We start from the raw sequence: 25,741 nt of genomic DNA, 5'->3' as shown, positions 1-25,741 counted from the left end.
CAATAATATATGAAATATTACTGGTCTCCTTAATGTTTAGTTTTATGTAAAACCTATTGTAACATAATTATGATAAGCGACTAATATTTTAACTTTACTTAGAGGTTTTACTTAAAACTTTTTTATAACCACCCGTGCCATATCTGACACAAGTAGAAACTCTACTTAGAGTGGTAGAACTAATTTTAGTTTCCTCTGTGATTTGATCGTAAGTTTTTCCTTCTATAAGGCGTTTTGCAGCTAATATTCTTTGTGACATAGCTTCGATTTCTTTCATGGTTAATAGATCCTCAAAAAAATCATAAGCATCCTCTAATGTTTCAAGTTTTAAAATACTTTCAAATAATAGATCATTTACATCACTTTTTAATTTAGACATACAAGACTCCTTTTTAAATAGATTATAGGTCAAAGACCGTGTGAATGTCTTTTACATCCACCATGTCCCTATTAAAAATGATACTTGAATCTCGCATAAAAAGCAATCTATCAGACACTTGTTTAGCGAAATTAAGGTCATGAGTAACTATAAGTATACCAATGTCTTCTTTTTTAAGATCTTTTATGATTGCTACTAGATCACCGATAGATGCTTGGTCTAGCGCTGATGTAGGTTCATCAAATAAAAGTATAGAAGGTTTTGTAATAAGCGCGCGTGCAATCGCAATCCTTTGTTTTTCTCCACCAGATAAGGTAAGTGGATAATTTAAGCGCTTATCACTTAATCCAAATAATGAAAGTAGTCTATTTGTTTCACTATCTATCCAAGTTTTATCCTTTTTATATACAACTTTAGAAGCTAAGCCTATATTATCTTTTATAGATAAATGATCAAAAAGAGCGAAATCTTGGAAGATAAATCCAATATGTTCTTGGGCTATTTTCTTTTCTTTTTTAGAGGCACTACCAATATGGATATTATTAATATAAATATCGCCACTATCTAATCTTTCTAGTCCGCCTATAAGTTTTAATAAGGTGGATTTACCAGAACCAGATGGACCGATAATACTAAGTATTTCACCCTTAGATAAACTAAAAGAGACATCATTTACAGCCTTTGTTGGGTTAAAGGATTTATTTAATTTTTTAACTTCTAATAACATATCATCTTTCTCCGTAGTAAGCCTTATGTCTCGTCTCAATCTTCTTAAACAACATGACAATCACATAAGTAAACAATAAGTAAATGACTGCTGCAACCATGTATGACTCCACTCTAAAATCTCTATTCACCAGTTCACGTGAGTTTCTTAAGATATCAGAAATGGACACAGCACTTACAAGTGCAGTATCTTTTATAAGTGTAATGAGTTCATTACCGATACTTGGTAGTGTTTTATGTAAGGTTTGTGGAAGTATGATGTGTCTATAGGTTTGATAAGGACTTAAGTGGATTGCTTTTGAGGCATCATATTGCCCTTTATGGATTGCATTCATACCACCTCTAAATATTTCTATGAAGTAAGCCGTGTAGTTAATAATAAAGGTAAATATTGCACCATAAAGTTCATCAAACAAGAATGCAGGTCCAAACAATATAGGTAGACCGTACACCACAAAAAATAATTGCAGAAGTAGTGGTGTACCACGAATAATCCAAGTATATAAATCGATTAACTTCACAATCGGTTGAATACTAATTTTACGTATGACTGCAAAAATTAAACCAAGTGGGATAGATAACAATGTAAAGATAAATACTAGAAGGGTGATTTTAGACCCTTCTAGTAAATAGGTTAAGACATCTATAAAGTAATCCATGGTTATCTAACAAATAAGTTTACACCAAAATACTTTATAGAAATAGGTTCTATTAACCCTTCCTCAAATAACGCATCAAGTGCCTCATCTATTTTAGTTTTAAGTGTTTCATCACCTAATCTAAAGCCAATGCCGTACTGTTCAGTACCAATTATCTCTGAACTGATTGTATAGGCGTTTGTAGTATCTTTTAAGACAACATAACGTGCATAGATTTCATCTACAATCACTGCATCTACTAAACCAGCATTAAGCGCCAGAATTGCATCAGAAGATGTACTATATTTTTTAACTTCTTTACTAATGCTTAAAATGTTCTCATTTTTACCAACACTTAAATCTGCAGATGAACCTAATTCTAAACCGATATTTTTATCACTTAGATCACTTATAGTATCAATGTTAGATCCTTCTTTAGATATGATAATTAGATTGTTGTCAAAATATGGTTTAGAAAAGGTCATTTCTAGTTTTCTTTCATCTGTGATTGTCAAACCATTCCAAATTGCGTCAATTCTCTTTGAATCAAGTTCTACAACTTTTGCATCCCAATCAATATACTTAAATTTAAGTTCAATACCTAAACGTTCAAAGACTAATGTGGCTATTTCTATATCAAAGCCACTTGGTGTACCATTATCTAAATAGCCCATTGGTGGGAAGTCTGTGTAACCTAAAGTGAAACTCCCCTTTTGTTCGATATATTCATAATCTGTTAGGTTGTTTGCGTTACAAGCTGTAAGTACGATTGTAGTAAGCATGATACTTAGTAGTAAAAATAATTTTTTCATGTGTTTTCCTCATTTTCCAATTTAATTTAAAACTATTATACTTTATTACTCTACCGTAGTAAAGTATAAAGTGTAATAAAAGTAAAAAAATGGTATAAATTATAAGTTTCTCGTAAGCATATAAATTACATTGTCCTAAAAACAGGCATATAATGTAGTATAAGGAGAATGATTTCTATGATGAAAAAATTTGTTATCACAGCAGATATACATCAAAACATAGATGTAGTTTGGGAAACTTATAATAATGCAAAACACGTTGTAAAATGGAGTTTTGCAAGTGATGATTGGCATGTCACAGAGGGAAAGTCAAATTTTGTAGAAGGTGGTGCATTTAACTACCGCATGGAAGCCAAGGATGAATCGATGGGATTTAATTTTATGGGTACATATGATTCGATCATATATCATCAATCAATTCATTATCATTTAACCGATAAAAGACAAATTGAAGTGGAATTTATTAAACATAGAGGTGTTGTTACTGTTAAGCTTACTGTAGATGCTGAAAATGAATTTCCAATTGAACATCAACAAAAAGGTTGGCAAGCAATTCTAGATAATATCAAGAAGTATGCAGAAAGTTATAAGTAGTTCTTAAGTTTGGTTGGTGTGGTAAAGCTTTTTACCTATGCTTTACTTAATTTATGTAATATTTCCTACAATAAAATATACTTTATGTTAAACTTCTAAACATAGAAGTATATTTTATATTAAATAGAAACTTACATTGTAAAATAAGTTACAAAACAAAAAAAAGAAGATCCTATAAGAAAGTGACTTCTAATAAAGGGAGATGAATTTAACATGGAGTTTAATACTGTACAATCCATCATTGAAGCAATCAAGATGAGTAAGCCTGTCATTGTTGTAGATGATCATGATTTACAAAATACGGGGAGTTTAATTTTTAATGCAGAAAAATTAAACTTAGAGAACATCAATTTTTTAAAAGAGTATGGTGATAAATACATCTATGTTGCTGCAAGTAAACAATTTTATGAAGGTTTAAACATTGATCCAGTTTATGAAGTAGTTGGGTCTATGCACGCTTTTAAAGATACTACTATTTCACTAACTGATACTCATAAAGACGATCCATCCAATATATTGGCAACCACCCAATCTGTATTAAATAAGAAGAAAGTGGAATACCATAAAAATGGTGTTGTATTTCCTTTAATTACGAGATTAGGAGGTACTTTAAAAAGAGTTGCACATCCTGAAGCTATCGTAGATTTGTCTGAACTAGCTAATCTTAAACCAGTTGGTGTGTTATCACTATTATTAAATAAAGATAAACAACCAATGAAGATGGATGAGATTATAGCATTTGCTACAAAACATGCACTACCAATCGTTTCTGTTGAATCTATTATTAGATACCGTCAAATGACTGAAAGTTTAGTAAAAAAAGCAGCTGAGGCTAAGCTTCCTACAAAACATGGTGAGTTTAGAATGGTTGGTTTTGAAAATGCCATTAGTGGTGAACATCATGTTGCCTTAGTTAAAGGTGATATTAAACCAGGTGAAGAAGTATTAGTACGTGTACACTCTGAATGTTTAACAGGTGATGCTTTTGGATCACTTAAATGTGATTGTGGTGAACAGCTTCAAGCTGCTTTAGATAACATCGAAAAAGCGGGCAAAGGTGTACTTCTTTACATGAGACAAGAAGGACGTGGTATTGGTTTAATCAATAAGATTAAAGCATATCACTTACAAGATTTAGGTATGGATACTGTAGAAGCTAACATCGCATTAGGTTTTGAAGAAGACTTAAGAGATTACGGTATTGGTGCTCAAATTCTTAAAGATTTAGGTGTGGGTAAAATTAGATTAATGACGAATAACCCACTTAAAATATCTGGGTTATCTGGATATGGCTTGGAGATTACTTCAAGAGAACCTATTATTTTAAATCATAATGAAAAAAATGAAGAATACCTAAGAACTAAACAAAAGAAAATGGGTCATCTTCTAAAGTATAAAGATTAATTTAAAAATTTAAATCAATAATGTTATAATAACTCATAAACAAAACATAAGCGAGGGGCTATAACATGATGAACAAAAAATTTAAAATAAGCATTTTTGGTGTCTTTCTACTAACCATGATGCTTTTTTTAATGGCGTGTGATACGAAGACTCAAACAGATGATCACATAGAAATACCATTAAGTTATACATTAATGTTTGATACCGATGGGGGATCAAATATTGATACAGCAACATTTAAAGTAGGAGACAAAATTGAACTAGAACTAACACCACCAACTAAAGATGGCTACATCTTTATTGGATGGGAACCAAGTGTACCAACCATCATGCCGGCACATCATGTCACTTTAAAGGCAACTTGGGAACCAAATAACTATAAGATTACGTTTGATACAGATGGTGGTAGTAATATAGATGCACTAACGCTTCCTTATTTGGAGGTAATACCTGAAATAGATGCACCTACCAAAGAAGGTTACATATTTAGTGGTTGGGATACTACATTACCAGATACGATGCCGTTAAACGGCTTAACTGTCAAAGCAATCTGGACGAAAGCATCTTATACCATTACCTTTGATACAGATGGTGGTAGTGAGATTGACCCTATAGTACTATCATATGAAGAAAACATCTATGCACCACTAGATCCTACAAAACCAGGTTATATATTTATAGGTTGGGACAATCAACTTCCTGATACAATGCCAGCTCATGATATAAACTTTAAAGCGGTTTGGGGAAAAATAATTGTAGAGTCTAATGAAACACTTAGAGAAAACTTTGAATCACTTCAAGCAATTAAAGATAGTGGACAAAACTCTAGTGAGTATATGGATTATGATTATATTGGCGAAACCTATGTACTTTGGGAGCTGGTAAATGCACGTATTGACTTAGGTATGAAAAAAGGTGGTAATGCCATAACTATTGGAGGCTTCGGTAATATCTACACAGATGCTGGTATGGGACGCATTTATGCAGCAGAAATTCATGATGGTTTACAAAGTATATCCTTTGATGCAAGACTACCGTTTTCACCTAAATCTACATACCCACAAGTCAATGGCAAAGATAAAGCAATCAATGTAGTTATTAAAGTATTTATTAATGGTGAACTCATAGAATCCTTTAAATTTAAAGATGATGACGAAGCTAATAAAGGTAAAACATTTAGTATAGATAATTTAAACATTACAGGTACATACAGTCTTTCTATTGAAGTAAGTAGTGGACACAGGTTAACGCTTGATAATATTTTATGGGTAACTAATAAATCAGGAGATACACCAGAATCTGAACCAGTTGTGATTGATTTTGAAACGGCATCAAATGATTTTGACTATGTAGAACAAGTAAGAACCATCGGAAACATTGATTTTATGATGAAAGAAGTACATACACTCAATATGCATGGTGAAAAAGAACTTGCATATATGGATAGTGAAGTACATGGCAATGTCGTTGCAAGATTTAGAGGACTTAGTACACATTATATGAGTACTGAAAGTGCCTATATGTATAATGTGGACGCATTTGACCATGTAGATACGTTATCCTTTGATGCAAGACTATTTGGATCTAACGGTTACTTCACATTTGAAAGTGTCATCAACATCTATTATATGAATGATGAAACATCTACTTTTGAATTACTAGATACTATATCTGACTTAACAGAAGATTTCGTGTATTATAAAACTACAATCAATAAATCTAATGTACAAATCAAAATAGAAGTACTTTATGGTACAGTCAATATAGATAACATCAAGTTCAACTAAAAATTTAAAACTCAAGCTAGGCTTGAGTTTTTTAATGTACTTTAAGTATGAAGTATCTCTTGAATCATTTGTTGTAAAACAGGTAGAACATCCGTTTCAAACCAAGGGTTTTTCTTTAACCAAAATAAGTTTAAAGGTGATGGATGTGGTAGGGGAAAATACTTTGGTAAATATTGATTATAAGATTTAACTGTTTGAGTCAGGTTTTGATTGAAATCTTTACCTAAATAATAACTTTGACTGTATTGTCCAATAAGTATAATTAGTTTTACATTGGGCATTAAACTAAGTAGTTTTGGATGCCACATTGATGCGAAGTCCTTCCTTGGAGGTTTATCACCAGACTTTGATTTACCAGGAAAATAAAAATCCATAGGCATTTGACCAAATAACTTGTTGTCATAGAATGTCTTTTCATCAACACCCAACCAACTTCTTAACTTTTTACCACTTTGATCCATCCAAAGCAAGTTTTTTTCTTGAGTCTTTATCCCTGGTGCTTGGCCAATGATCAGTATTTTGGAGGAACTACTTACATCAAATAATGGTTTCCACCCTTTTGATGTAAATTCAGTTTGATCAGAATGATTTATAATATCATTTCTAATAGAATCAATAGTCATATTGTACACCCTCTTATTATATGTATACTTTAACATAAAAATCATAATGAAGATAGAAATCCATCTTCATTATGATTATTGTTCTTCTTTAGATAAGAAAGGCATACCTTTTAATATGAAGTTTGAAGAGTTGATCTTATATGTATTTGTGAGATCGCCTTCAATTTTAACTGGGTTTGTAAAGTAAAGTTCACTTAAACCGTGAATACCTACACCAAGTAAACTGACGATTGTCATATCCATCTTAATTTTAGAGAATACATTAATTTCTTCAGGAACAAAGAATGCACTTTCCTTTTTAACAATCAAGTTAATAATGACGTTGTTTCGTTTGGTTGTTTCATTATATAGCAAGAATGCTCTACTATATGGATACCCCTTTGGAGGTACAAAGAAGAATCTTGTATCCTGTCTTTCAAAGTAAATTTGATTAAATGTAATTTTAGATATAAGTTTACCTTCAACAACCTTAAATGGTATTTTAAAGGAGAAGAATTTATAGTCGTTAATATTTGATGCAACATGATCAATATCAGCATTTTGTTCAATCATATGGAATACATAATCTTTTCTTTGGACATATCTTTCAACGTATCTTTCTGATTCGTTATATATTAACATGCGGTCCATAAATTCAATAATGGAGTAGTTACTAGAGTTAAATTGTAACTCTCTAAATAATTCTGCACGTCTGTTGACGTCATCATTAATTTGACTGACGGTTGTATTGTGATGAAGGATTAATAGACTAAATAAAGTACTTGAACCAAAGGAACCAAATGCAATAACAATTGCAGCAATACGAATACCAATAACATCAATAGTTGATGCTAAATATTCATCAAAAACAAGCGATAAAATAGATAGTGTTAACACTAAAATACTAAATGCAATGACGATGCTAAAAATAATAATTTGTCTTCTTTTCATAACGTAACCCCCAGTAGATTATATTATACGACATTTACACAAAATATGGTTATTTATTCTTTAAAAAAATGAATAATATGGTATTATAAATTAACAAAATAATAATACAATAAGGGAGTGTGCATCAGTGGCAAAATTAGACCAAACCAAAACACCTTTTTATGATAAAATTAAAAGTTATGGACAGTCACATACTGTCGCATTAGACGTGCCCGATCATAAACTAGGCGCTATACAAAACGACTTTAGAAACTACGTTGGAGAACATCTATTTTTGTTAGATGCTAATGCTCCAAGAGGTTTAGATAATCTATCAAAACCTAAAGGCGTTATTAAAGAAGCACAAGCGCTAGCAGCGGATGCTTTTGGTGCAGACCATGCTTACTTTTTAATGAATGGTACATCACAAGGTATTATGGCAATGATTATGACTGCTTGCCGTGCCAAAGAAAAGATCATTATACCTAGAAATGTCCATAAATCTGCGATTAATGGGCTTATCCTATCAGGTGCTATGCCTATTTTTATGAAACCTTATATTGATAGTGACTTAGGTATTGCTAATGGGATTGATATTGAAGAGTTAAAAGAAACGATTGCAGAACATCCAGATGCTAAGGCAGTATTTGTAATTAACCCGACTTATTTTGGCGTAACTTCTAACTTAGAAGAAGTTGTAAAGATTGCACATGCACATGACATGTTAGTGTTATGTGATGAAGCGCATGGTGCACACTTTAACTTTAATGATAAGTTACCAATTAGCGCTATGGCTGCTGGTGCTGATATGTCAGCAGGAAGTATTCATAAAACAGTAGGTTCATTAACACAGTCTTCTATCTTACTTATTAAAGGAGACCGCATAGAACCAAGTAGAGTTCAATCTACTTTAAATATCTTACAGTCTACATCACCATCCTCCTTATTTATGGCATCGATAGATGCATCTAGAAGCCATATCGCAGTGCATGGTAAAGAAGCATTAGATAAAGTCATCGAGATGACTCGAAAAACTAGAGATGAAATCAATCAGATATCTGGTTTAAAAGCTATGACCAAACAAGATGTTATAAACAATAAAGGTTTTAACTATGATGAAACAAAAATTATGGTTAAAGTATCAGACTTAGGTATTACAGGTTTTGAAGCATATAACATATTAAGTGATAAGTTTGGTATTCAAATGGAGTTAGCTGAAACGCACCTTATATTGGCGGTCCTATCCATTGGTACTACTCAAAACGATCTAGATAGATTTGTTGAAGGTTTAAAAGGGCTAGTCGCGTATAAAAAAGATGTTAAGATTGCTCACAAGATTAGATTTACATATCCAGATTCTTATACCAGACCACGTGAGGCATATCACGCACCTAAAAAATATGTAAAAATAGAAGATGCTTTAAATGAAGTAGCTGCAGAAAACATCATGGTGTATCCTCCAGGCATACCGCTTGTCATACCAGGAGAAATTATTAATCAAGAAATATTAGAGGACTTAGAATTTTATACAGCCCAAGGATCTACCATATTATCTGACACAGAAGATGGATATATTAAAGTAGTAGACAAAGACTTGTGGTTTAAATATGAGGGAGACTTATGAAATTAAGTAAAGTAGATTTATCATTTCAATCATGCACATCAAGCTATGATGAAGCAGATGTAGTTATATATTCAGTACCAATGGATGCAACAACATCCTTTAGACCAGGTACACGTTTTGCAGGTAATGCAATACGTGTAGACTCTTTTGGGGTAGAATGGTACTCACCTTACCGTGATGCAGACTTAAAAGATTTTAAAACTGTAGATACGGGGGATTTAGATTTACCAATTGGTGCAGTTGAAGATGCACTAGATATCGTATATGAAGCAACTAAAACTGTCATTAAAGACGGCAAGAAACCGATGGTTATTGGTGGAGAACACTTAATTACTTATCCTGTATTAAAAGCATTACATGAAAAGTATAATGATTTACATGTTATTCATTTAGATGCACATACAGATTTACGCGAAGAGTTTTTTGGTAGAGAACTATCTCATGCAACATTTATGAGACAAGCTCATAAATTCTTAGGAGACCACAAAATATTCCAATTCGGTATTAGAAGTGGTGACAAGCATGAGTTTGAGTGGGCCAAAAAACATATCCACCAACAAAAGTTTGATTTTGAAGGTCTAGATAAGATTGTTGAACAAATCAAAGATAAACCTGTATATATTACAATCGACTTAGATGTACTAGATCCTGCAGTATTTCCTGGTACAGGTACACCTGAACCAGGTGGTATGCAATACAAAGACTTATTATGGGCTTTTGATCAATTTGAGAAATTAAACCATATAGTAGGTGCTGATATTGTTGAGTTATCACCTTACTTAGATCCAAGTGGTGCATCCAATGCAGTTGCTGCAAAATCTTTAAGAGAATTAATTTTAATACTTCATAAGAATAAAAATAAATAATTAGATGTCATACATGTTATATAAATAATTTCTTACACTTAAGTGCTGATAAAATATTAAATGAAATAAATATCTACTATTAAAGGGGAAAATAGGATATGAAAGTATTAAGTGAACGTAAAAAAATATATTGGGTTGTAGGCATATTTACTATGATAATGTTTGTATTAATGTGTTTACCAACCAAAAGTGAAAGAGATTATAGTACTGCAGTTTATAGATTAGAAAAGTATCTAGGTGATTTAACTGAAATAAAGATACATCAAGCTTTATATAATGAAGGCACTATGTACATCATATTAACAAGTAATAATATAGAAGAATTAACACTATATACTTCTGTTTCACTTGCGATGTATCGTTATGAAGGGGAAGACTCAGGGACGTTAGCGATTGTTAACTCAACATTCGGATATATAACAACGAATCGATATTATAATGATGGTATTAGAATTCCAAATTGGTTAGTGTTAAACGGTATTAATCCTAGAATATTTATAGCCACCGGACTTGCAATTATATCAATGTCTGCAACACATGTATATATTCAAAAGAAAAATAAGAATAACAATATAAACGATGTAGAAAATAAAAAATAACAATCAAATAATTTGTAGTAAAACAAGTCATCCCATAGATAGGGGTGACTTGTTTTTATTATAACTAGATAAAAAAATAGTGTATGAAATATCTAATTAAATATTATGAGAAATAAAAGAATATTTTAGAATGTTTTATAGTTTATTTTGTAAAACAAATGTGTTACAATGAGTTAGGTGATAATATGAAAAAGAATGAATATATCAATGTAAGAATTGATGAAGATACAAAAACTAAAGCAGAAGAGATATTAAAAAACTTTAATTTAAGAATTTCTGATGCTATCAATATATTTTTACGTCAAGTAGTACTAGAAGAAGGTATTCCTTTTGAAGTAAAACTACCTCAATACGAGAAAGCATATAAAGAACTAGAAAAAGCAGTAGCTTATAATGCCTTTGGTGGAGGTATACCTAGTGATTATGCAAATAACATCTTAAAACTCTATGCTAAGAACTTAATAGATTTAGATACTGCAGTCTTTGCATTAAGTAGGAAAATACGATGAGTGATCCATATTTTTATGAAGGCACTAATACCCATGTAAATGTCATGGGTATAAGGGATAAAGCACTATTAAAGACCTATACAGCCAACCAATTTGGCCTTGCAATGCTAAATATCCTTAAAAATCCACCAAAAATGGAGAGTGCGTTTGATTTTTTAGAGTTGCATAAACTGCTATTTGAGAATGTTTTTCCATGGGCTGGACAAATTAGAACTGTAAATATGACAACCTCAGAATTTATTTTAGGTGATGGTTTAGTTGAATTTGCAGACTTTAGAACAATTGAAAAAGAACTTAAACAAATAGATTTAAAATACCAAGGCTATCCATGGAAATTTGTAACAAAATCAGAGTTTATTGACCATTTATGTAAGTTTATAGTTGATCTTTGGGTGGTCCACCCACTTAGAGAAGGTAATACAAGAACTTTAATCGTGTATATGGACTTATTTGTTAGAAAATATGGCTACCAAATCGACTTAGAAGGGTTTGGTTTAGCAAGTAATGATTTACGTAATGGATTTGTGTGGGGCGCAATCGGAGAATTCTTGAACATTAAGACGATTTTAAATAAAATCATCGTTAAAGAGAATTAAAAAAGTTCATCAAATGTTGTATAAATACCAAAATGTGTGGAAGAAATACACAATCGGTTAACAGCGTAAGTTTTTTAAAAGCCTTTTTCAATGTGATTAGGCTTTTTTATTATATAATCTAGTTATGATAAAAACTTTTTAATTAGGAGGAAGTTATGATCGCAAAGAAATATGATGCTTCAAAAGATAAGCAATTTCAAATACTAGATCAAAACGGTAAAGTGGTTAACGAGAAAATGGAACCAAAATTACCGAAAGAGACATTGTTAAAAATGTATAAGACTGCAGTTTTAGGTCGTAATGCTGATATTAAAGCATTACAATACCAAAGACAAGGTCGTATGTTAACCTATGCACCAAACATGGGACAAGAAGCAGCACAAATTGGTATGGCTGCTGCAATGGAACCACAAGACTGGAACTCACCAATGTATAGAGAGTTAAACACTTTATTATATCGTGGCGATAAATTAGAAAATGTGTTCTTATACTGGTATGGTAACGAAAGAGGTTCAATCAAACCTGAAGGCGTGAAAATCTTACCAACAAATATTATTATTGGTTCACAATCAAATATTGCTGCTGGTTTAGCAATGGCTTCAAAAATTAGAAAAACAAATGAAGTAACTGCATTCACAATCGGTGATGGTGGTACAGCACATGGTGAATTCTATGAAGGATTAAACTTTGCTGCATCATTTAAAGCTCCAGTTGTTGCTGTTATCCAAAACAACCAATGGGCGATTTCAACTCCAGTTAGAAAAGCTTCTAACTCAGAAACATTAGCTCAAAAAGGTGTAGCATTCGGTATTCCTTACATCCAAGTAGATGGTAACGATATGTTAGCTATGTATGTTGCAAGTAAAGAAGCTATGGATCGTGCTAGAAAAGGTGATGGTCCAACTTTAATTGAAGCATTCACATACCGTATGGGACCTCATACAACTTCTGATGACCCTTCAATTTACAGAACTAAAGAAGAAGAAAACGAATGGGCAAAGAAAGATCAAATTGCTAGATTTAAGACATACTTAATCAATAAAGGCTATTGGTCTGAAGAAGAAGATAAGAAATTAGAAGAAGAAGTATTAGCAGAAATCAATGATACATTCAAGAAAGTTGAAAGTTATGGAGCAAATGTTGAATTAATCGAAATCTTCGAACATACATATGCAGAAATGACTCCTCAATTAAAGGAACAATACGAAGAACACAAAAAGTATTTGGAAGGAGTAAAGTAATATGGCAATCATCACACTATTAGAAGCAATCAATCAAGCTATTGACCAAGCAATGGAAAAAGATGAGTCTATCGTTGTATTTGGTGAAGACGCTGGTTTTGAAGGTGGGGTATTCCGTGTCACAGCTGGCCTTCAAAAGAAATATGGTGAGACAAGAGTATTTGACACTCCAATCGCTGAATCTGCAATCGTAGGTTCTGCAGTAGGTATGGCAATTAATGGTCTTAAACCAATCGCTGAAATTCAATTTGACGGATTTATTTTCCCAGGTTATACAGATTTAGTTACACACGCTGCACGTATGCGTAATAGAAGCCGTGGACAATTTACTGTTCCAATGGTATTACGTTTACCACACGGTGGTGGTATCCGTGCTTTAGAACACCACTCTGAAGCATTAGAAGTTTTATTTGGTTCAATCCCAGGTTTAAAAGTAGTAACACCTTCTACACCATATGATGCAAAAGGTTTATTACTTGCTGCCATCAATGATCCAGACCCAGTTGTTTTCTTAGAACCTAAGAGAATTTATAGAGCTGGTAAACAAGAAGTTCCTGCAGAAATGTATGAAATTCCAATTGGTAAAGCAAAAGTTGTAAAACAAGGTACTGATATGACCGTTGTTGCATGGGGTTCAATCGTACGTGAAGTTGAAAAGGCTGTTAAGTTAGTTGAAGCAGAAGGTATTTCTGTTGAAATTATTGACTTAAGAACTATTTCACCAATTGATGAAGAAACTATTTTAAACTCTGTTAAGAAAACAGGTAAATTCATGGTTGTTACAGAAGCTGTTAAATCTTATGGTCCAGCTGCAGAACTTATTACAATGGTTAATGAAAAAGCATTCTTCCATTTAGAAGCTGCTCCAGTACGTTTTACAGGATTTGATATTACAGTACCTTTAGCTAGAGGAGAACATTATCACTTCCCACAACCTGAAAAGATTGCTGCTTACATTAGAAAATTAGCTAAAGCAAGACCATAAGGAGGTACGACATATGTATGAATTTAAATTTGCCGACATCGGCGAAGGTATCCATGAAGGTACCGTCTTACAATGGAATTTTAAAGTTGGAGATAAAGTAAAAGAAGGCGAAACATTAGTTATTGTTGAAACAGACAAAGTAAACGCTGAATTACCATCTCCAGTTGATGGAACAATTGTTTCATTAGGTGCTAAAGAAGGTGAAGAAATTCACGTTGGTCAAATCATCGTTACAATCGATGACGGCACAGGTACACCTGCTGCTGCTCCAGCTCCTGCTCAAGTATCAGCTCCAACTCCAGCACCAGCTGCAGCACCTCAAGTAGCTGCACCAGCTGCAAGTGGCGATATCTATGATTTCAAATTTGCTGACATTGGAGAAGGTATCCATGAAGGAACAATTCTACAATGGAACTTCAAAGTTGGCGACAAAGTAAAAGAAGGCGAAACATTAGTTGTTGTTGAAACAGATAAAGTGAACGCTGAATTACCATCTCCAGTAGATGGAACTATCCTAAAATTAGGTAAAGCTGAAGGTGAAGTGATTCACGTAGGCGAAACTGTTGTATTAATTGGACAAAATGGTGCTACATTAGAACAAGCTCAAGCTCCAAAAGCTGAAGCTCCAGTATCTGAACCTAAAAAAGGTGCAGGTGTTGTTGGTGAAATCGAAGTATCTGATGATATCATCGGTGGTTCAGAAGAAGTTCATGTTGTTGCAACTACTGGTAAAGTATTAGCGTCTCCAGTTGCTCGTAAATTAGCAAGTGATTTAGGTGTTGATATTGCAACTATTAAAGGTAGTGGCGAACAAGGTAGAGTTATGAAAGATGATGTTCAAAACTCTAAAGCTCCAGCTAAGGCTCAAGCACCAGTTCAACAAACACAGGCTCCAGCACAAGCAGCTGCTTCAGTTGCTCCAAGTTTTGCTGCTGCAGGTAAACCACAAGGTGATGTTGAAGTTGTTAAGATCACACGTTTACGTAAAGCAGTATCTAATGCAATGACACGTTCTAAATCTATTATTCCTGAAACAGTATTAATGGATGAAATCAACGTAGATGCATTAGTAAACTTTAGAAATGAAGCTAAAGGTTTAGCTGAATCTAAAGGTATTAAATTAACTTACATGGCATTTATTGCTAAAGCAGTATTAATTGCATTAAAAGAATTCCCAATGTTCAATGCATCATTTAACCATGATACAGATGAAGTGTATATCAAAAAATTCATTAACCTAGGTATGGCTGTTGATACACCAGATGGTTTAATTGTTCCAAATATCAAGAATGCAGACAGACTAAGTGTATTTGAACTTGCTTCACAAGTGCGTTCACTTGCTGATGATACAATTGCAAGAAAGATTTCTATGGATCAACAAACTGGTGGTACATTTACAATCACTAACTTTGGTTCAGCAGGTATTGCATTTGGAACACCTGTAATTAACTACCCAGAATTGGCAATCTTAGGTATTGGTAAGATTGATAGAAAACCTTGGGTTGTAGGTAATGAAATTAAAATTGCTCATACATTACCATTATCATTAGCTGTTGACCACAGAATCATTGATGGTGCAGATGGTGGTAGATTCTTAATGAGAGTAAAAGAGTTATTAACTAACCCTACATTATTGTTATTAAGCTAAGAAAGGAACTCCAAAATGTCAAAAGAATATGAAATCATAATTGTTGGTGGAGGTCCCGGCGGTTACGTAGCTGCGATTAAAGCTGCACAATATGGTGCAAAAGTCGCTCTAGTAGAAAAAGAAGTTGTTGGTGGTATTTGTTTAAACCACGGTTGTATTCCAACTAAAACATTCTTAAAATCTGCTAAAGTATTTAACACTGTTAAAAAATCAATGGACTTTGGTGTATCAACATCAGGTGAAGTTGGCTTTGACTGGTCAAAAATTGTATCTAGAAAAGATGGCGTTGTTAAGCAATTAACTAATGGTGTCGCATTCTTATTAAAGAAAAATGGTGTAGACGTTTATAACGGGTTTGGTGACATTAAATCAGCAAATGAAGTTGTCGTAAACGGCGAATCACTAAAAACTAAAAATGTTATTATCGCAACCGGTTCATCTGCTGTAGTACCACCAATTCCTGGTGTTAAAGAAGCATATGAAAAAGGTATCGTTGTAACAAGCCGTGAATTATTAAATGTTAAAAACTATCCAAAATCTATCGTTATCGTAGGTGGTGGTGTTATTGGTGTTGAGTTTGCAACAGTATTTAATTCATTCGGTTCTAAAGTAACTATCATTGAAATGATGGATGGTATCTTACCAACTATGGATGATGATATCCGTGTGGCTTATGCTAAAACATTAAAACGTGACGGTATCGAAATTCTAACTAAAGCAGAAGTTAAAAAGGTTGATGACCATAAAGTAACTTATAGCTTAGATGGTAAAGAAACTACAATTGAAGGTGACTTAATTTTAATGTCAGTTGGTACACGTGCAAATTCTAAAGGCCTAGAGCATTTAGGATTAGAAATGGACCGCGCAAACATTAAAACAAATGAATACCTACAAACCAATGTTCCTGGTGTTTACGCTATTGGAGACGTTAACGGTAAATTCATGTTAGCACACGTTGCAGAACATGAAGGTATCACAGCTGTTCAACATATCCTAAAAATAGGTCACGCTAAGATGAACTATGATCAAATCCCTTCAGCAATTTATGGTTTCCCAGAAATTGCAGCGATTGGCTTAACTGAAAGAGAAGCTAAAGCAAGAGGATTAGATTATAAAGTATCTAAAGTACCTATTGCTGCAATTGGTAAAGCTGTAGCAGATGGTGAAAAAGAAGGTTTTGTTAAATTAATCGTGGATAAGAAATACTTAGAAGTTCTTGGTGCACATATTTATGCATACAATGCTACAGAATTAATTTCTGAGTATGCTGTTGCTATGACATCTGAGGCTACTGCACATGAAATTGCTCATGCAGTTCACCCACACCCAACACTTTCTGAATTAACTAAAGAAGCTGCACACGGTGCAATTGATAAAGCAATCCATATTTAATACTTAGTAAATAACTAAATATATTTTATAAAATAAAATACTACTTAAAGGAAGAACTATGAAATTATTTAAAAAAATCATGACGCATATTGTTGGTTTCTCAATTATGACGTTTGCTGTATCACTTATTGTAAAAACCGAACAAGGTGCATTCCCTTATGATGCAATTAGCTACTATATATCTGAATTAATTCCAAACGATTTCTTTACAATTGGTATGTCATCTATTTTATTTGGTCTTGTATGGGTTTTATTAAACTTTGCAATCATTAAAAAGCCTTATGTATTTTGGTCATTAATTATCGTATTTGGATTTGGATCATTAATGGATTTATGGTTTAAATATGTATTAGTACACTATAGTGCAGCTGGCCATGATATGTGGTTTAATGCAGCAATGGCGTTTGTTGGCCTAATCTTATCAGGATTTAGTTTATCTATTATTATTACAAATAAAACTATGCCACTTGCACCATCAGAAGTATTTTTGGTCCACTTAAAGAATTACATTAAGAAGACCTGGGTTGCTAAAGTTGCAATTGAAGCAGTGATGATTTCAATTGCTATTACATTAGCATTTATAGCAAACAACTTTATACAAATTGGTTGGTTTACATTAGTATCTGCATTCTTATTAGGACCAATTATTGGCCAATTTGAAAAAGTTGTAGTGCCTGTATTAGGCGATTTATCATAATAACTTATTCAAAAAGCATCTGATATACTTCAGGTGCTTTTTTCTTTAAGAAACTTAAGTCGGTTGGGAAAAGTCTTTCCCCAACTAAACTAGATGATAAAGAAAGTGCAACCGTACCTTCATGCATAATAAAACAGTCCTCAACATGACCAAAACTCACAGTCAATTTAATACTGTAGTCCCCCAAAGACTTAATAATTGTGGATTTTGGAGATTGTCCATAATTCCAGTTAAATGATAAGTAACGTTCTTCTTTAAGCATTTCAATTTTCTTAATATCTTTGGTAGATAATTCTAATACTTCACTTTCACCACTTATTTCTTTGAGTAAATAAGCCTTAAATTCTTCAATAGAAAGGGAAGTATATTCTTTTAAGTTTGTCACTAAAGAACGATTGGACTTCACACCGATACTATCGATTGCATCATGTTTAGGTTTAATCACGCTATTTAGTGTATCTAAATTAGAGTCGAAAAGTAGTGTGCCGTGATGCAGTAGTTTATCTTTAAAGACGAACTGAGAATTACCACTAACCTTTAAACCATTCACTTTTAAGTCTGACTTTTCGATAAATTCAACTGGTATACCTAACTTTTTTAAAGCTTCCCTGATCTTTTCTGTCATCAACTTATAATTATTGATTGTGCCTTTAGCGCTTGTCATAAAACTAAAATTAATATTACCTAGATCATGATAGACTGTACCACCACCTGAGTTTCTACGTATCAGGGGTATATGATGTTTAACAATATAATCTAAATAGACTTCTTCAAATACATTTTGATTTCTTCCAATTATGATAGAAGGGGCATTTTGCCACAACAAAAAGATGTCTTCATCTTTATGGATATGTTTAAATATATATTCTTCCCAAGCTAAATTAAAGTAAGGATCTTGACTGATTGCATGTATAGTTTTCATTTTATTACCTCGTTTAATTAATCTTATCATAATAATATTATATAATGGAACTATAAGGTACTCAGGGGAAAAGATTATGAACATATTGCTGATATACAACGTATCTTCAGGTAATGGAAAATTTATGCAAAGTTTTGGTAAAGTCAAAACCTTTTTTAAACTAAACAATTTTAAATATGATATATATGATATTAGGGTAACGGATAAAGTAGCACATGACATTGAAAAATTGGCGCCAAATTATGATGTAATTACCATTGCTGGAGGTGATGGTACAATTCATTCAGTTATCAATGGTCTTATGAGTATTAGTAAAGATAAAAGACCTAGACTATTAATTTTACCATTTGGTACAACAAATGATTATGCTAATATGCTAGGATTAGGTAAAGATTTAGAATTTAATCTAACACTTCTAAAAACCAGTCACTACAGATATAGCGATGTATATAGTCTCAACAATGAGTTTTTTGTTTATGCGGCAGCTGTTGGTAAATTTTCTAATGTAAGTTACACTATTAATAGAAGTACCTTGAAAAAAATGGGTTCTTTTGGTTATTTAATGAATGCAAAAAGAGATCTTTTCAATAAGTATCACATGAATCTATGTTTAGAGACTAAAAACCTAAAAATACATAGAAAAGCATTTCTTATATTGATCGCCTCAGGTTCTAGAGTAGGTGGATTTAATATAAGTAAGTTTACAAAAGATACTAAGTTTAACGATGGTAAAGTCAACATACGTATCTTTACAAGAAACCATATATTTTCATGGATGAAAATTATTTGGTTTTATTTGTTTAAAGGAAGATACTTCCACAACGATATACATATCACAACTGATTATGCAAAGATTACATTACCAGATAAATATATTTGGAATGTAGATGGTGAAGCTGGTCCGACTGGTGAAATTATAGTTAAGACATTAAAAGAAGAAATAGAAGTTTATGTACACCCAAAGAAAATAAATAAATTGTTTTAGAAAAGGGAAAAGGAATACATGGAAAAAATATTAGAAGTCAATAATCTACACAAGAAATATGGTGAGCTAACTGCCGTCAACAATATTTCTTTTTATGTAAGAAAAGGTGAACTTTATGCCTTTTTAGGTCAAAACGGTGCAGGTAAGTCTACAACCATCAGAATGATTATCACACTACTTGAAAAAGATGGTGGGAAAGTCCTTTTAAATGGTAAGACGGATGAAAACTACATTAGAAATCATATTGGTGTCGTCTTTCAAGATAACGTATTAGATGGAGCTCTTACAGTTAAGGAAAATTTACTTAATAGAGGCGCTTTATATTTAAGTTCAAAAAAGGAAGTTTTAGCTAGATATGAAATTTTAGCGGAAAAACTTAATTTAATTGAAATTGAAAACCAAAGATTTAAAACCTTATCTGGTGGGCAAAAAAGAAGAGTAGAAATTGCCAGAGCATTATTTTCTAATCCGGAACTACTTATATTAGATGAACCAACAACAGGGCTTGACCCTGAAACACGCCAAGTGATTTGGCGTGTAATTAATGATTTAAGAAAACATGATGGTATCACAGTATTTTTAACAACACACTACATGGAAGAAGCTGCCAATGCAGATCATATTGTAGTTATCCATAAGGGGAATATTGTTGTACATGGTTCACCATCGGAGTTAAAGGATAAGTATTCTAAGGACTACTTTAGGGTTGTACCTAAAGATAAAGTGTTACTGATTAACTATTTAGATAAACAAAAAAGAGTATATGAGCTCATTGCTGATCAATATTATATTGAAATTAAAGATACTCAAGATACACTGGACTTAATTACAGATATTAAAGAAAACATTAAAACATTTGAAGTTGTAAAGGGTACATTAGATGATGTGTTTGTCAATGTAGTAGGTGAACAAAATGTATAGTACAATATCGTTAGTAAATCGTAATATCAAAGCCTATTTAAGAGATAAAACAGCAGTCTTTTTCTCATTCCTATCAGTTATAATCTTACTTGGATTATATATTCTATTTTTAGGTAATAACTTAAGACCGGGTGGATTAGAAGGTATCTTAACAGATAACCAAATTACCTTCTTAGTGTACTCACAATTAATCCCTGGATTAATTGTAATTAATAGCGTATCTATTCCATTAGGTAATTTGGGTAACATCATTAATGACTTTGAGTATCGTCAAATTGATAGTTTTCTAGTCACACCAGTAAAACGTTATAAAGTCATACTAGCTTACTATCTATCTTCATTTGTTATTACAGTTATTATCTCAATACTACTAACAGTTGCAGCCTTTTTAATTATGGGTATTTCAACCGGTGAACATTTAGCATTCATGATTTATATTCAAAGTATCTTACTTGTTGTATTGTTTTCATTTATCTCTACTGCAATCATGATATTTATTACATCATTAATTAAATCAGTGAATGCATTTGGTGCAGTATCTGGTGTGTTTGGTACATTCATCGGGTTTACATCAGGTATTTATATGCCACTATTTGTGTTACCGGAGTTTATGACAAAGGTTGCTAGCCTTGTACCATTTACACATATGAATATTTTATTAAAGCGTGTCGTGATGACACAAGCATTTGATTTGTTTGATCCAAACAAGTTTGAATCACTGGAACAATATAATGAAGTGATGGGTGAACTTAAGGTTGCTTATGGATTTAATGAGTTGGGTATCTTGGGTATCGATGTACCTATGTTTGTTATTATGATAGGGTGCATCCTCTTAAGTATGGGACTACTTGTATTATCCTCAACAATTATGAGTAAACGTATTAAAAAATAACTTTACAAAATCTTTACAATCTCCTTACATCCTTTGGTTTTTCTACCGATTTTAAAAGTCTATAATTAGGGTAGAAAATTTAAATCTAAGGAGATAACATGAAAAAAACTTTTTCAATCTTATCGGTTATAGTTTTATCAGTATTACTTGTAGCATGTGGACCATCAAACGATGGATTTAATGAAGATGCTAATATCGTAGTTTATACAAGAGATACAACTTCTGGAACACGTGCCGGATTTATGGAAGGTATTGGGTTTAAAGAAGCATCTGCAAATGACTCAGTATTAGTGCGAGGGTTTGTTACACAAGATAACACTCAAATATTTTCATCCATGCAAACAGATGAATATGGTATTGGTTATATTTCATTATCTACACTAAATAACCAAGTTAAAGGCTTAAATTTTGAAGGTGTAAAACCAACGGTTGCGAATGTATTAAATGATACATATGGATTAAAAAGACCATTTATGTATATGACAAGAGCAAGCGGTGATTATGCATCAGAAACTGTTGAACAGTTAGTAGAAGCTTTTGTTGCTTTCCTAGGTACAACGGATGCATCAGATATTATTAATAACAGTGGTGCGATAGCACTACCTGCAACACAAACATGGGATGATATTAAAGCAAATCACCCAGTTACAAATCAAGATAACTCAGGCGTTACTGTAAGATTTGGTGGATCAGATTCTATCCAAAAAGTAGCAGAAGCACTTACAAACGCATTTAAACCTAAAGCTGGTAACTTTATTGCTGAGCATGATCATACAGGTTCTGGAGATGCATTCAAAAGAACTTGGGATCCAGCAGTAAAAGATACATCAGTAGGTAAAGATGTTGGGTTCTCATCTAGACCATTCACAGCAAGTGAAATTGCAGGTTCAGATGTTGAACATACTGGACAATTAGCGTGGGACGCAATTGTTGCAATTGTACATAAAAACAATCCAGTGTCTAACATTACTGCTGAACAACTAAAAGGTATTTACAATGGCACTTATAAAACTTGGGGTGCAATCTTAACAGCCCAAGCATAAGTTATGTGTTTAAGTAAGGATGGGTTATATGACGGATATATCAAATAATATAAAACACCATAATAAATTAATAGATAAAATGGTTAGAGGCGTATTGTATGTATTTACAATCGCCTCAGCCTCATTTATTTTTATCATCGTAGGGGTCATTATCGTTAAGGGGATAACCCCTTTTGTCACGTATAATCAAGGCTTAGGACGTGTAGATTTCTTCAGATTTATTACCGGTGATACATGGCTTACAGGTACTGCTTTCCAGTCCAACTTGTATAGTATCGGATTTATTATTGTGTCAACAATTTTTATTGCATTACTTTCTTTATTAATATCTTTACCAATTGGTGTAATGACTGCCCTTTTTATTGCAAGAGTCGCACCAAAAAAACTATCTGAAACATTTAGAACAATCATTGAAATTTTAGCATCGATACCATCGATCATTTTTGGTTTATTTGGTGCTACAATTATTAAACCTTTTGTATACAATTTATCTGCAGCATTTGGTTACCAATCCAAAGGTGGTAACTCCATGCTAGCAACTGTTTTAGTTTTAGCAATTATGACGATTCCAACAATTGCATCTATTTCTGAGGTAGCGATTCGTAGTGTCAATCAAAAGATTGTTAATGCATCCCTTGCACTTGGTGCAACCAAATCTCAAACCAATTTTAAAGTGGTTTTAACTGCAGCAAAATCCGGTATATTTGCATCAGCTATTTTAGGTATTGGTCGAGCACTAGGTGAAGCTACTGCAGTATCTTTAGTTGCTGGTGGTAGAAAAAGTGGATTTTCATTTGACATTTTAGATACAACATCGACATTAACCTCCATCATGTTAGAAGGTATGAAGGAAACAACAGGTATTGATTATGATATTCGTTTTTCTGTGGGTATTATCTTAATGGTTGTTATTCTATTAACAAATGCAATCCTAAACTTTATAAAGAAAAAGGTAGGTAACATCGATGTTAAATAAACCTAAATTTCGATATAAAGATGTCATTAGAAATCTATTAACTTACGGCGGAGCTTTTGTAAGTTTTGCTGTATTAATGCTGATTGTAGTTAATGTCTTTATTCAAGGGATTCCTTTACTTAATATGGATCTAATTTTAAATAACTATGAATCTGTAACTTATGTTACTAAGTTAAAAGAAGATTACAGTGTGGGGAACTACACCATTGATTTTGAATTAGATGAAGATGTGTATTATTCTACAAAATGGGGTATTGCATTAAGAGATGATATGGACCTATTAGGTAAAAATATAATCTTTATTGATTATGTACATGAAGATTCACCACTACTTCATATGGTGAATAAAGGTATTGGTCAAAGTGAGATTGAGCTTAAAGATAAATATGCTGTTGTAAGAATTGCATTTACGAATCAACCTTCTGCACTCTCTATTCAAGGTGCAGAAAATATGATTAGCATGCTGGATATGGTAGAAAGTATTAGAGAGTTTGAATTTCAAACTCCAGGTGGTGGTATTAGAGGATCTATTATTACAACTTTAGTACTTATCGGATTAACCTTAGTATTTGCACTACCTATTGGTATTGGAGCATCTATTTTCTTAAATGAGTATGCAGGTAATAATTGGTTTAATAAACGACTTAGAACATTTATTGAAACACTTACTGGTGTACCATCTATTATCTACGGTCTTATGGGATTGGCACTCTTTGTACCTATTACGATATCACTAACAAGTGCAACTGGTGGTAACCTAATATCTGGTGCATTAACGTTAGCGGTTATTGTCTTACCAGTAATTATAAGAACGACAGAAGAATCACTTAAAGTGGTACCTATGGATTATAGATTTGCTTCCCTTGCACTTGGTGCAAATGAGACACAAACAACCTTCAAGGTTGTCCTACCAAGCGCATTTTCAGGTATATTAACAGCAACATTACTCGCGATTGGTAGAATTATTGGTGAATCAGCAGCACTTGTGTTTGCAATTGGTGCAACCATTAAAGATGATGTATCACTTACAAGTAGTTCAACATCACTTGCAGTACATATCTTAACGATGATGTCAGATGAACCTGCAAACGTTGCACTATCTAATACGGTTGCCCTCATTATATTAATGATGGTACTTATGTTAAATCTACTAGTGAAGTTTTTATCTAAACGATTTATGAGAAGAAACGGAAGGACAGTTTGATGAAAAATGAAATTAAAACATTTGAAGTTGAAAACCTAAATTTATCCTATGGTGAAAAACAGGCTTTAAAGAATATCAATATTGAAATTGGTTCTAAAGAAATAGTTGCTTTAATCGGTCCATCTGGTTGTGGTAAATCGACTTTCTTAAGAACATTAAATCGTATGAACGATTTAATTGAAAATGTAAAAATCGAAGGTGAAGTTAAATATCATAATCAAAATATCTATGATAAGAATATTGATATTTATGGATTAAGAAAAAATGTAGGTATGGTCTTCCAATCACCAAATCCATTTCCTATGAGTATCTATGATAACATCGCTTATGGTCCTAGATGTCAAGGTGTTAAAAAACGTGACATATTAGATAAGATAGTTGAAAACTCTCTTAAAGAAGCTGCGTTATACGATGAAGTCTCTGACCGTCTTCATGATTCAGCACTTGCCTTATCCGGTGGTCAACAACAAAGACTATGTATCGCTAGAGCCTTAGCGATGAAACCTGAAGTTATTTTAATGGACGAACCAACATCAGCACTCGATCCTATAGCCACAGTTAAAATAGAAGAATTGATTTTAGAACTCAAAAAAGAGTATACTATAGTTATAGTCACACATAACATGCAACAAGCAGCTAGAATATCTGATAAAACTGCATTCTTTTATATGGGTGAACTCATTGAGTTTGATGAAACAAACAAAATATTTACAAATCCAAAACACTCACAAACAGAAGATTATATTACCGGTAAATTCGGTTAATCTAA

General features: G+C 32.6%; 27 protein-coding genes. 20 read left to right on the top strand and 7 right to left on the bottom strand.

Going from position 1 to position 25,741, the window contains the following annotated elements:
* Positions 1–94: 94 nt before the first annotated feature.
* The 4 genes from ACL_RS06565 to ACL_RS06550 are packed head-to-tail and all read right to left on the bottom strand — an operon-like array spanning position 95 to position 2,555.
* Positions 95–379 (bottom strand): YerC/YecD family TrpR-related protein, encoded by a 285-nt coding sequence (locus ACL_RS06565; RefSeq protein ID WP_012243252.1) that lies wholly within the window; start codon positions 377–379, stop codon positions 95–97.
* A 22-nt stretch (positions 380–401) separates the two neighbouring features.
* On the bottom strand, positions 402–1,106 hold the full coding sequence (locus tag ACL_RS06560) for an amino acid ABC transporter ATP-binding protein (protein ID WP_012243251.1): 705 nt from the start codon (positions 1,104–1,106) through the stop codon (positions 402–404).
* Position 1,107: 1 nt separating this feature from the next.
* On the bottom strand, positions 1,108–1,764 hold the full coding sequence (locus ACL_RS06555) for an amino acid ABC transporter permease (protein WP_012243250.1): 657 nt from the start codon (positions 1,762–1,764) through the stop codon (positions 1,108–1,110).
* Positions 1,765–1,766: 2 nt separating this feature from the next.
* Complete coding sequence (locus tag ACL_RS06550) at positions 1,767–2,555, bottom strand: amino acid ABC transporter substrate-binding protein (RefSeq protein WP_012243249.1); 789 nt, start codon at positions 2,553–2,555, stop codon at positions 1,767–1,769.
* Between the two features lie 177 nt (positions 2,556–2,732).
* Between ACL_RS06550 and ACL_RS06545 the strand changes: the two genes are divergently transcribed.
* From ACL_RS06545 to ACL_RS06535, 3 genes are all read left to right on the top strand, one after another.
* A complete protein-coding gene (locus tag ACL_RS06545) occupies positions 2,733–3,149 on the top strand; it encodes an SRPBCC family protein (RefSeq protein WP_041634386.1) in 417 nt (138 codons plus the stop codon).
* Positions 3,150–3,362: 213 nt separating this feature from the next.
* Entirely contained in the window at positions 3,363–4,553 is a 1,191-nt protein-coding gene (gene ribA, locus ACL_RS06540; RefSeq protein WP_012243247.1) for a GTP cyclohydrolase II, read from the top strand.
* A 65-nt stretch (positions 4,554–4,618) separates the two neighbouring features.
* Positions 4,619–6,340, top strand: coding sequence for an InlB B-repeat-containing protein (locus ACL_RS06535; protein ID WP_041634383.1), 1,722 nt, complete (start codon positions 4,619–4,621; stop codon positions 6,338–6,340).
* Positions 6,341–6,381: 41 nt separating this feature from the next.
* On the opposite strand, the gene ACL_RS06530 is transcribed toward ACL_RS06535, so the two are convergent.
* Positions 6,382–6,963, bottom strand: coding sequence for a uracil-DNA glycosylase family protein (locus tag ACL_RS06530; protein WP_012243245.1), 582 nt, complete (start codon positions 6,961–6,963; stop codon positions 6,382–6,384).
* A gap of 75 nt (positions 6,964–7,038) precedes the next feature.
* Positions 7,039–7,893: a hypothetical protein gene (locus ACL_RS06525; RefSeq protein ID WP_012243244.1), complete on the bottom strand. Its 855-nt coding sequence runs from the start codon at positions 7,891–7,893 to the stop codon at positions 7,039–7,041.
* Positions 7,894–8,020: 127 nt separating this feature from the next.
* Between ACL_RS06525 and ACL_RS06520 the strand changes: the two genes are divergently transcribed.
* From ACL_RS06520 to ACL_RS06475, 10 genes are all read left to right on the top strand, one after another.
* Positions 8,021–9,496 carry an aminotransferase class I/II-fold pyridoxal phosphate-dependent enzyme gene (locus ACL_RS06520; RefSeq protein WP_012243243.1) on the top strand — a complete coding sequence of 492 codons (1,476 nt, stop codon included), beginning with the start codon at positions 8,021–8,023 and terminating at the stop codon, positions 9,494–9,496.
* Positions 9,493–10,362: an agmatinase gene (gene speB, locus ACL_RS06515; RefSeq protein WP_012243242.1), complete on the top strand. Its 870-nt coding sequence runs from the start codon at positions 9,493–9,495 to the stop codon at positions 10,360–10,362. The genes ACL_RS06520 and speB overlap by 4 nt, the downstream gene beginning before the upstream one ends.
* Positions 10,363–10,460: 98 nt before the next feature.
* Entirely contained in the window at positions 10,461–10,961 is a 501-nt protein-coding gene (locus ACL_RS06510; RefSeq protein ID WP_012243241.1) for a hypothetical protein, read from the top strand.
* A 185-nt stretch (positions 10,962–11,146) separates the two neighbouring features.
* Positions 11,147–11,470, top strand: coding sequence for a type II toxin-antitoxin system RelB/DinJ family antitoxin (locus ACL_RS07425; RefSeq protein ID WP_064211971.1), 324 nt, complete (start codon positions 11,147–11,149; stop codon positions 11,468–11,470).
* On the top strand, positions 11,467–12,066 hold the full coding sequence (locus ACL_RS06500) for a Fic/DOC family protein (RefSeq protein ID WP_012243239.1): 600 nt from the start codon (positions 11,467–11,469) through the stop codon (positions 12,064–12,066). The genes ACL_RS07425 and ACL_RS06500 overlap by 4 nt, the downstream gene beginning before the upstream one ends.
* 155 nt (positions 12,067–12,221) lie before the next feature.
* Positions 12,222–13,307 carry a pyruvate dehydrogenase (acetyl-transferring) E1 component subunit alpha gene (gene pdhA, locus ACL_RS06495; protein WP_012243238.1) on the top strand — a complete coding sequence of 362 codons (1,086 nt, stop codon included), beginning with the start codon at positions 12,222–12,224 and terminating at the stop codon, positions 13,305–13,307.
* Between the two features lies 1 nt (position 13,308).
* On the top strand, positions 13,309–14,292 hold the full coding sequence (locus ACL_RS06490) for an alpha-ketoacid dehydrogenase subunit beta (protein ID WP_012243237.1): 984 nt from the start codon (positions 13,309–13,311) through the stop codon (positions 14,290–14,292).
* Between the two features lie 13 nt (positions 14,293–14,305).
* The gene (locus tag ACL_RS06485) at positions 14,306–15,940 is read left to right on the top strand and encodes a 2-oxo acid dehydrogenase subunit E2 (protein WP_012243236.1); all 1,635 of its coding nucleotides are present in this window, start codon (positions 14,306–14,308) and stop codon (positions 15,938–15,940) included.
* A 15-nt stretch (positions 15,941–15,955) separates the two neighbouring features.
* Entirely contained in the window at positions 15,956–17,332 is a 1,377-nt protein-coding gene (gene lpdA, locus ACL_RS06480; RefSeq protein WP_012243235.1) for a dihydrolipoyl dehydrogenase, read from the top strand.
* Positions 17,333–17,390: 58 nt separating this feature from the next.
* Entirely contained in the window at positions 17,391–18,029 is a 639-nt protein-coding gene (locus ACL_RS06475; RefSeq protein ID WP_012243234.1) for a DUF6198 family protein, read from the top strand.
* A 4-nt stretch (positions 18,030–18,033) separates the two neighbouring features.
* Here ACL_RS06475 and ACL_RS06470 read toward each other — a convergent pair whose 3' ends face one another.
* Entirely contained in the window at positions 18,034–18,951 is a 918-nt protein-coding gene (locus tag ACL_RS06470; RefSeq protein WP_012243233.1) for a lipoate--protein ligase, read from the bottom strand.
* A gap of 76 nt (positions 18,952–19,027) precedes the next feature.
* Between ACL_RS06470 and ACL_RS06465 the strand changes: the two genes are divergently transcribed.
* The 7 genes from ACL_RS06465 to pstB all read left to right on the top strand — a co-directional run bounded on the left by ACL_RS06465 (position 19,028) and on the right by pstB (position 25,736).
* Positions 19,028–19,936 (top strand): diacylglycerol/lipid kinase family protein, encoded by a 909-nt coding sequence (locus ACL_RS06465; RefSeq protein WP_012243232.1) that lies wholly within the window; start codon positions 19,028–19,030, stop codon positions 19,934–19,936.
* Between the two features lie 18 nt (positions 19,937–19,954).
* Entirely contained in the window at positions 19,955–20,857 is a 903-nt protein-coding gene (locus ACL_RS06460; RefSeq protein WP_012243231.1) for an ABC transporter ATP-binding protein, read from the top strand.
* Entirely contained in the window at positions 20,850–21,749 is a 900-nt protein-coding gene (locus ACL_RS06455) for an ABC transporter permease (RefSeq protein ID WP_012243230.1), read from the top strand. The genes ACL_RS06460 and ACL_RS06455 overlap by 8 nt, the downstream gene beginning before the upstream one ends.
* A gap of 98 nt (positions 21,750–21,847) precedes the next feature.
* Entirely contained in the window at positions 21,848–22,792 is a 945-nt protein-coding gene (locus ACL_RS06450) for a substrate-binding domain-containing protein (protein ID WP_012243229.1), read from the top strand.
* 28 nt (positions 22,793–22,820) lie between these two features.
* Positions 22,821–23,768 (top strand): phosphate ABC transporter permease subunit PstC, encoded by a 948-nt coding sequence (gene pstC, locus ACL_RS06445; protein ID WP_197711671.1) that lies wholly within the window; start codon positions 22,821–22,823, stop codon positions 23,766–23,768.
* Positions 23,758–24,972 (top strand): phosphate ABC transporter permease PstA, encoded by a 1,215-nt coding sequence (gene pstA, locus ACL_RS06440; protein WP_012243227.1) that lies wholly within the window; start codon positions 23,758–23,760, stop codon positions 24,970–24,972. Before pstC ends, pstA begins: the two co-directional genes overlap by 11 nt.
* On the top strand, positions 24,972–25,736 hold the full coding sequence (pstB, locus tag ACL_RS06435) for a phosphate ABC transporter ATP-binding protein PstB (protein ID WP_012243226.1): 765 nt from the start codon (positions 24,972–24,974) through the stop codon (positions 25,734–25,736). Before pstA ends, pstB begins: the two co-directional genes overlap by 1 nt.
* The last annotated feature ends 5 nt before the right edge of the window (positions 25,737–25,741 follow it).

This window comes from Acholeplasma laidlawii PG-8A, from assembly GCF_000018785.1.
Taxonomy (GTDB): Bacteria; Bacillota_I; Bacilli_A; order Acholeplasmatales; family Acholeplasmataceae; genus Acholeplasma; species Acholeplasma laidlawii.
This window is presented reverse-complemented; position numbering and strand designations above follow the sequence as displayed.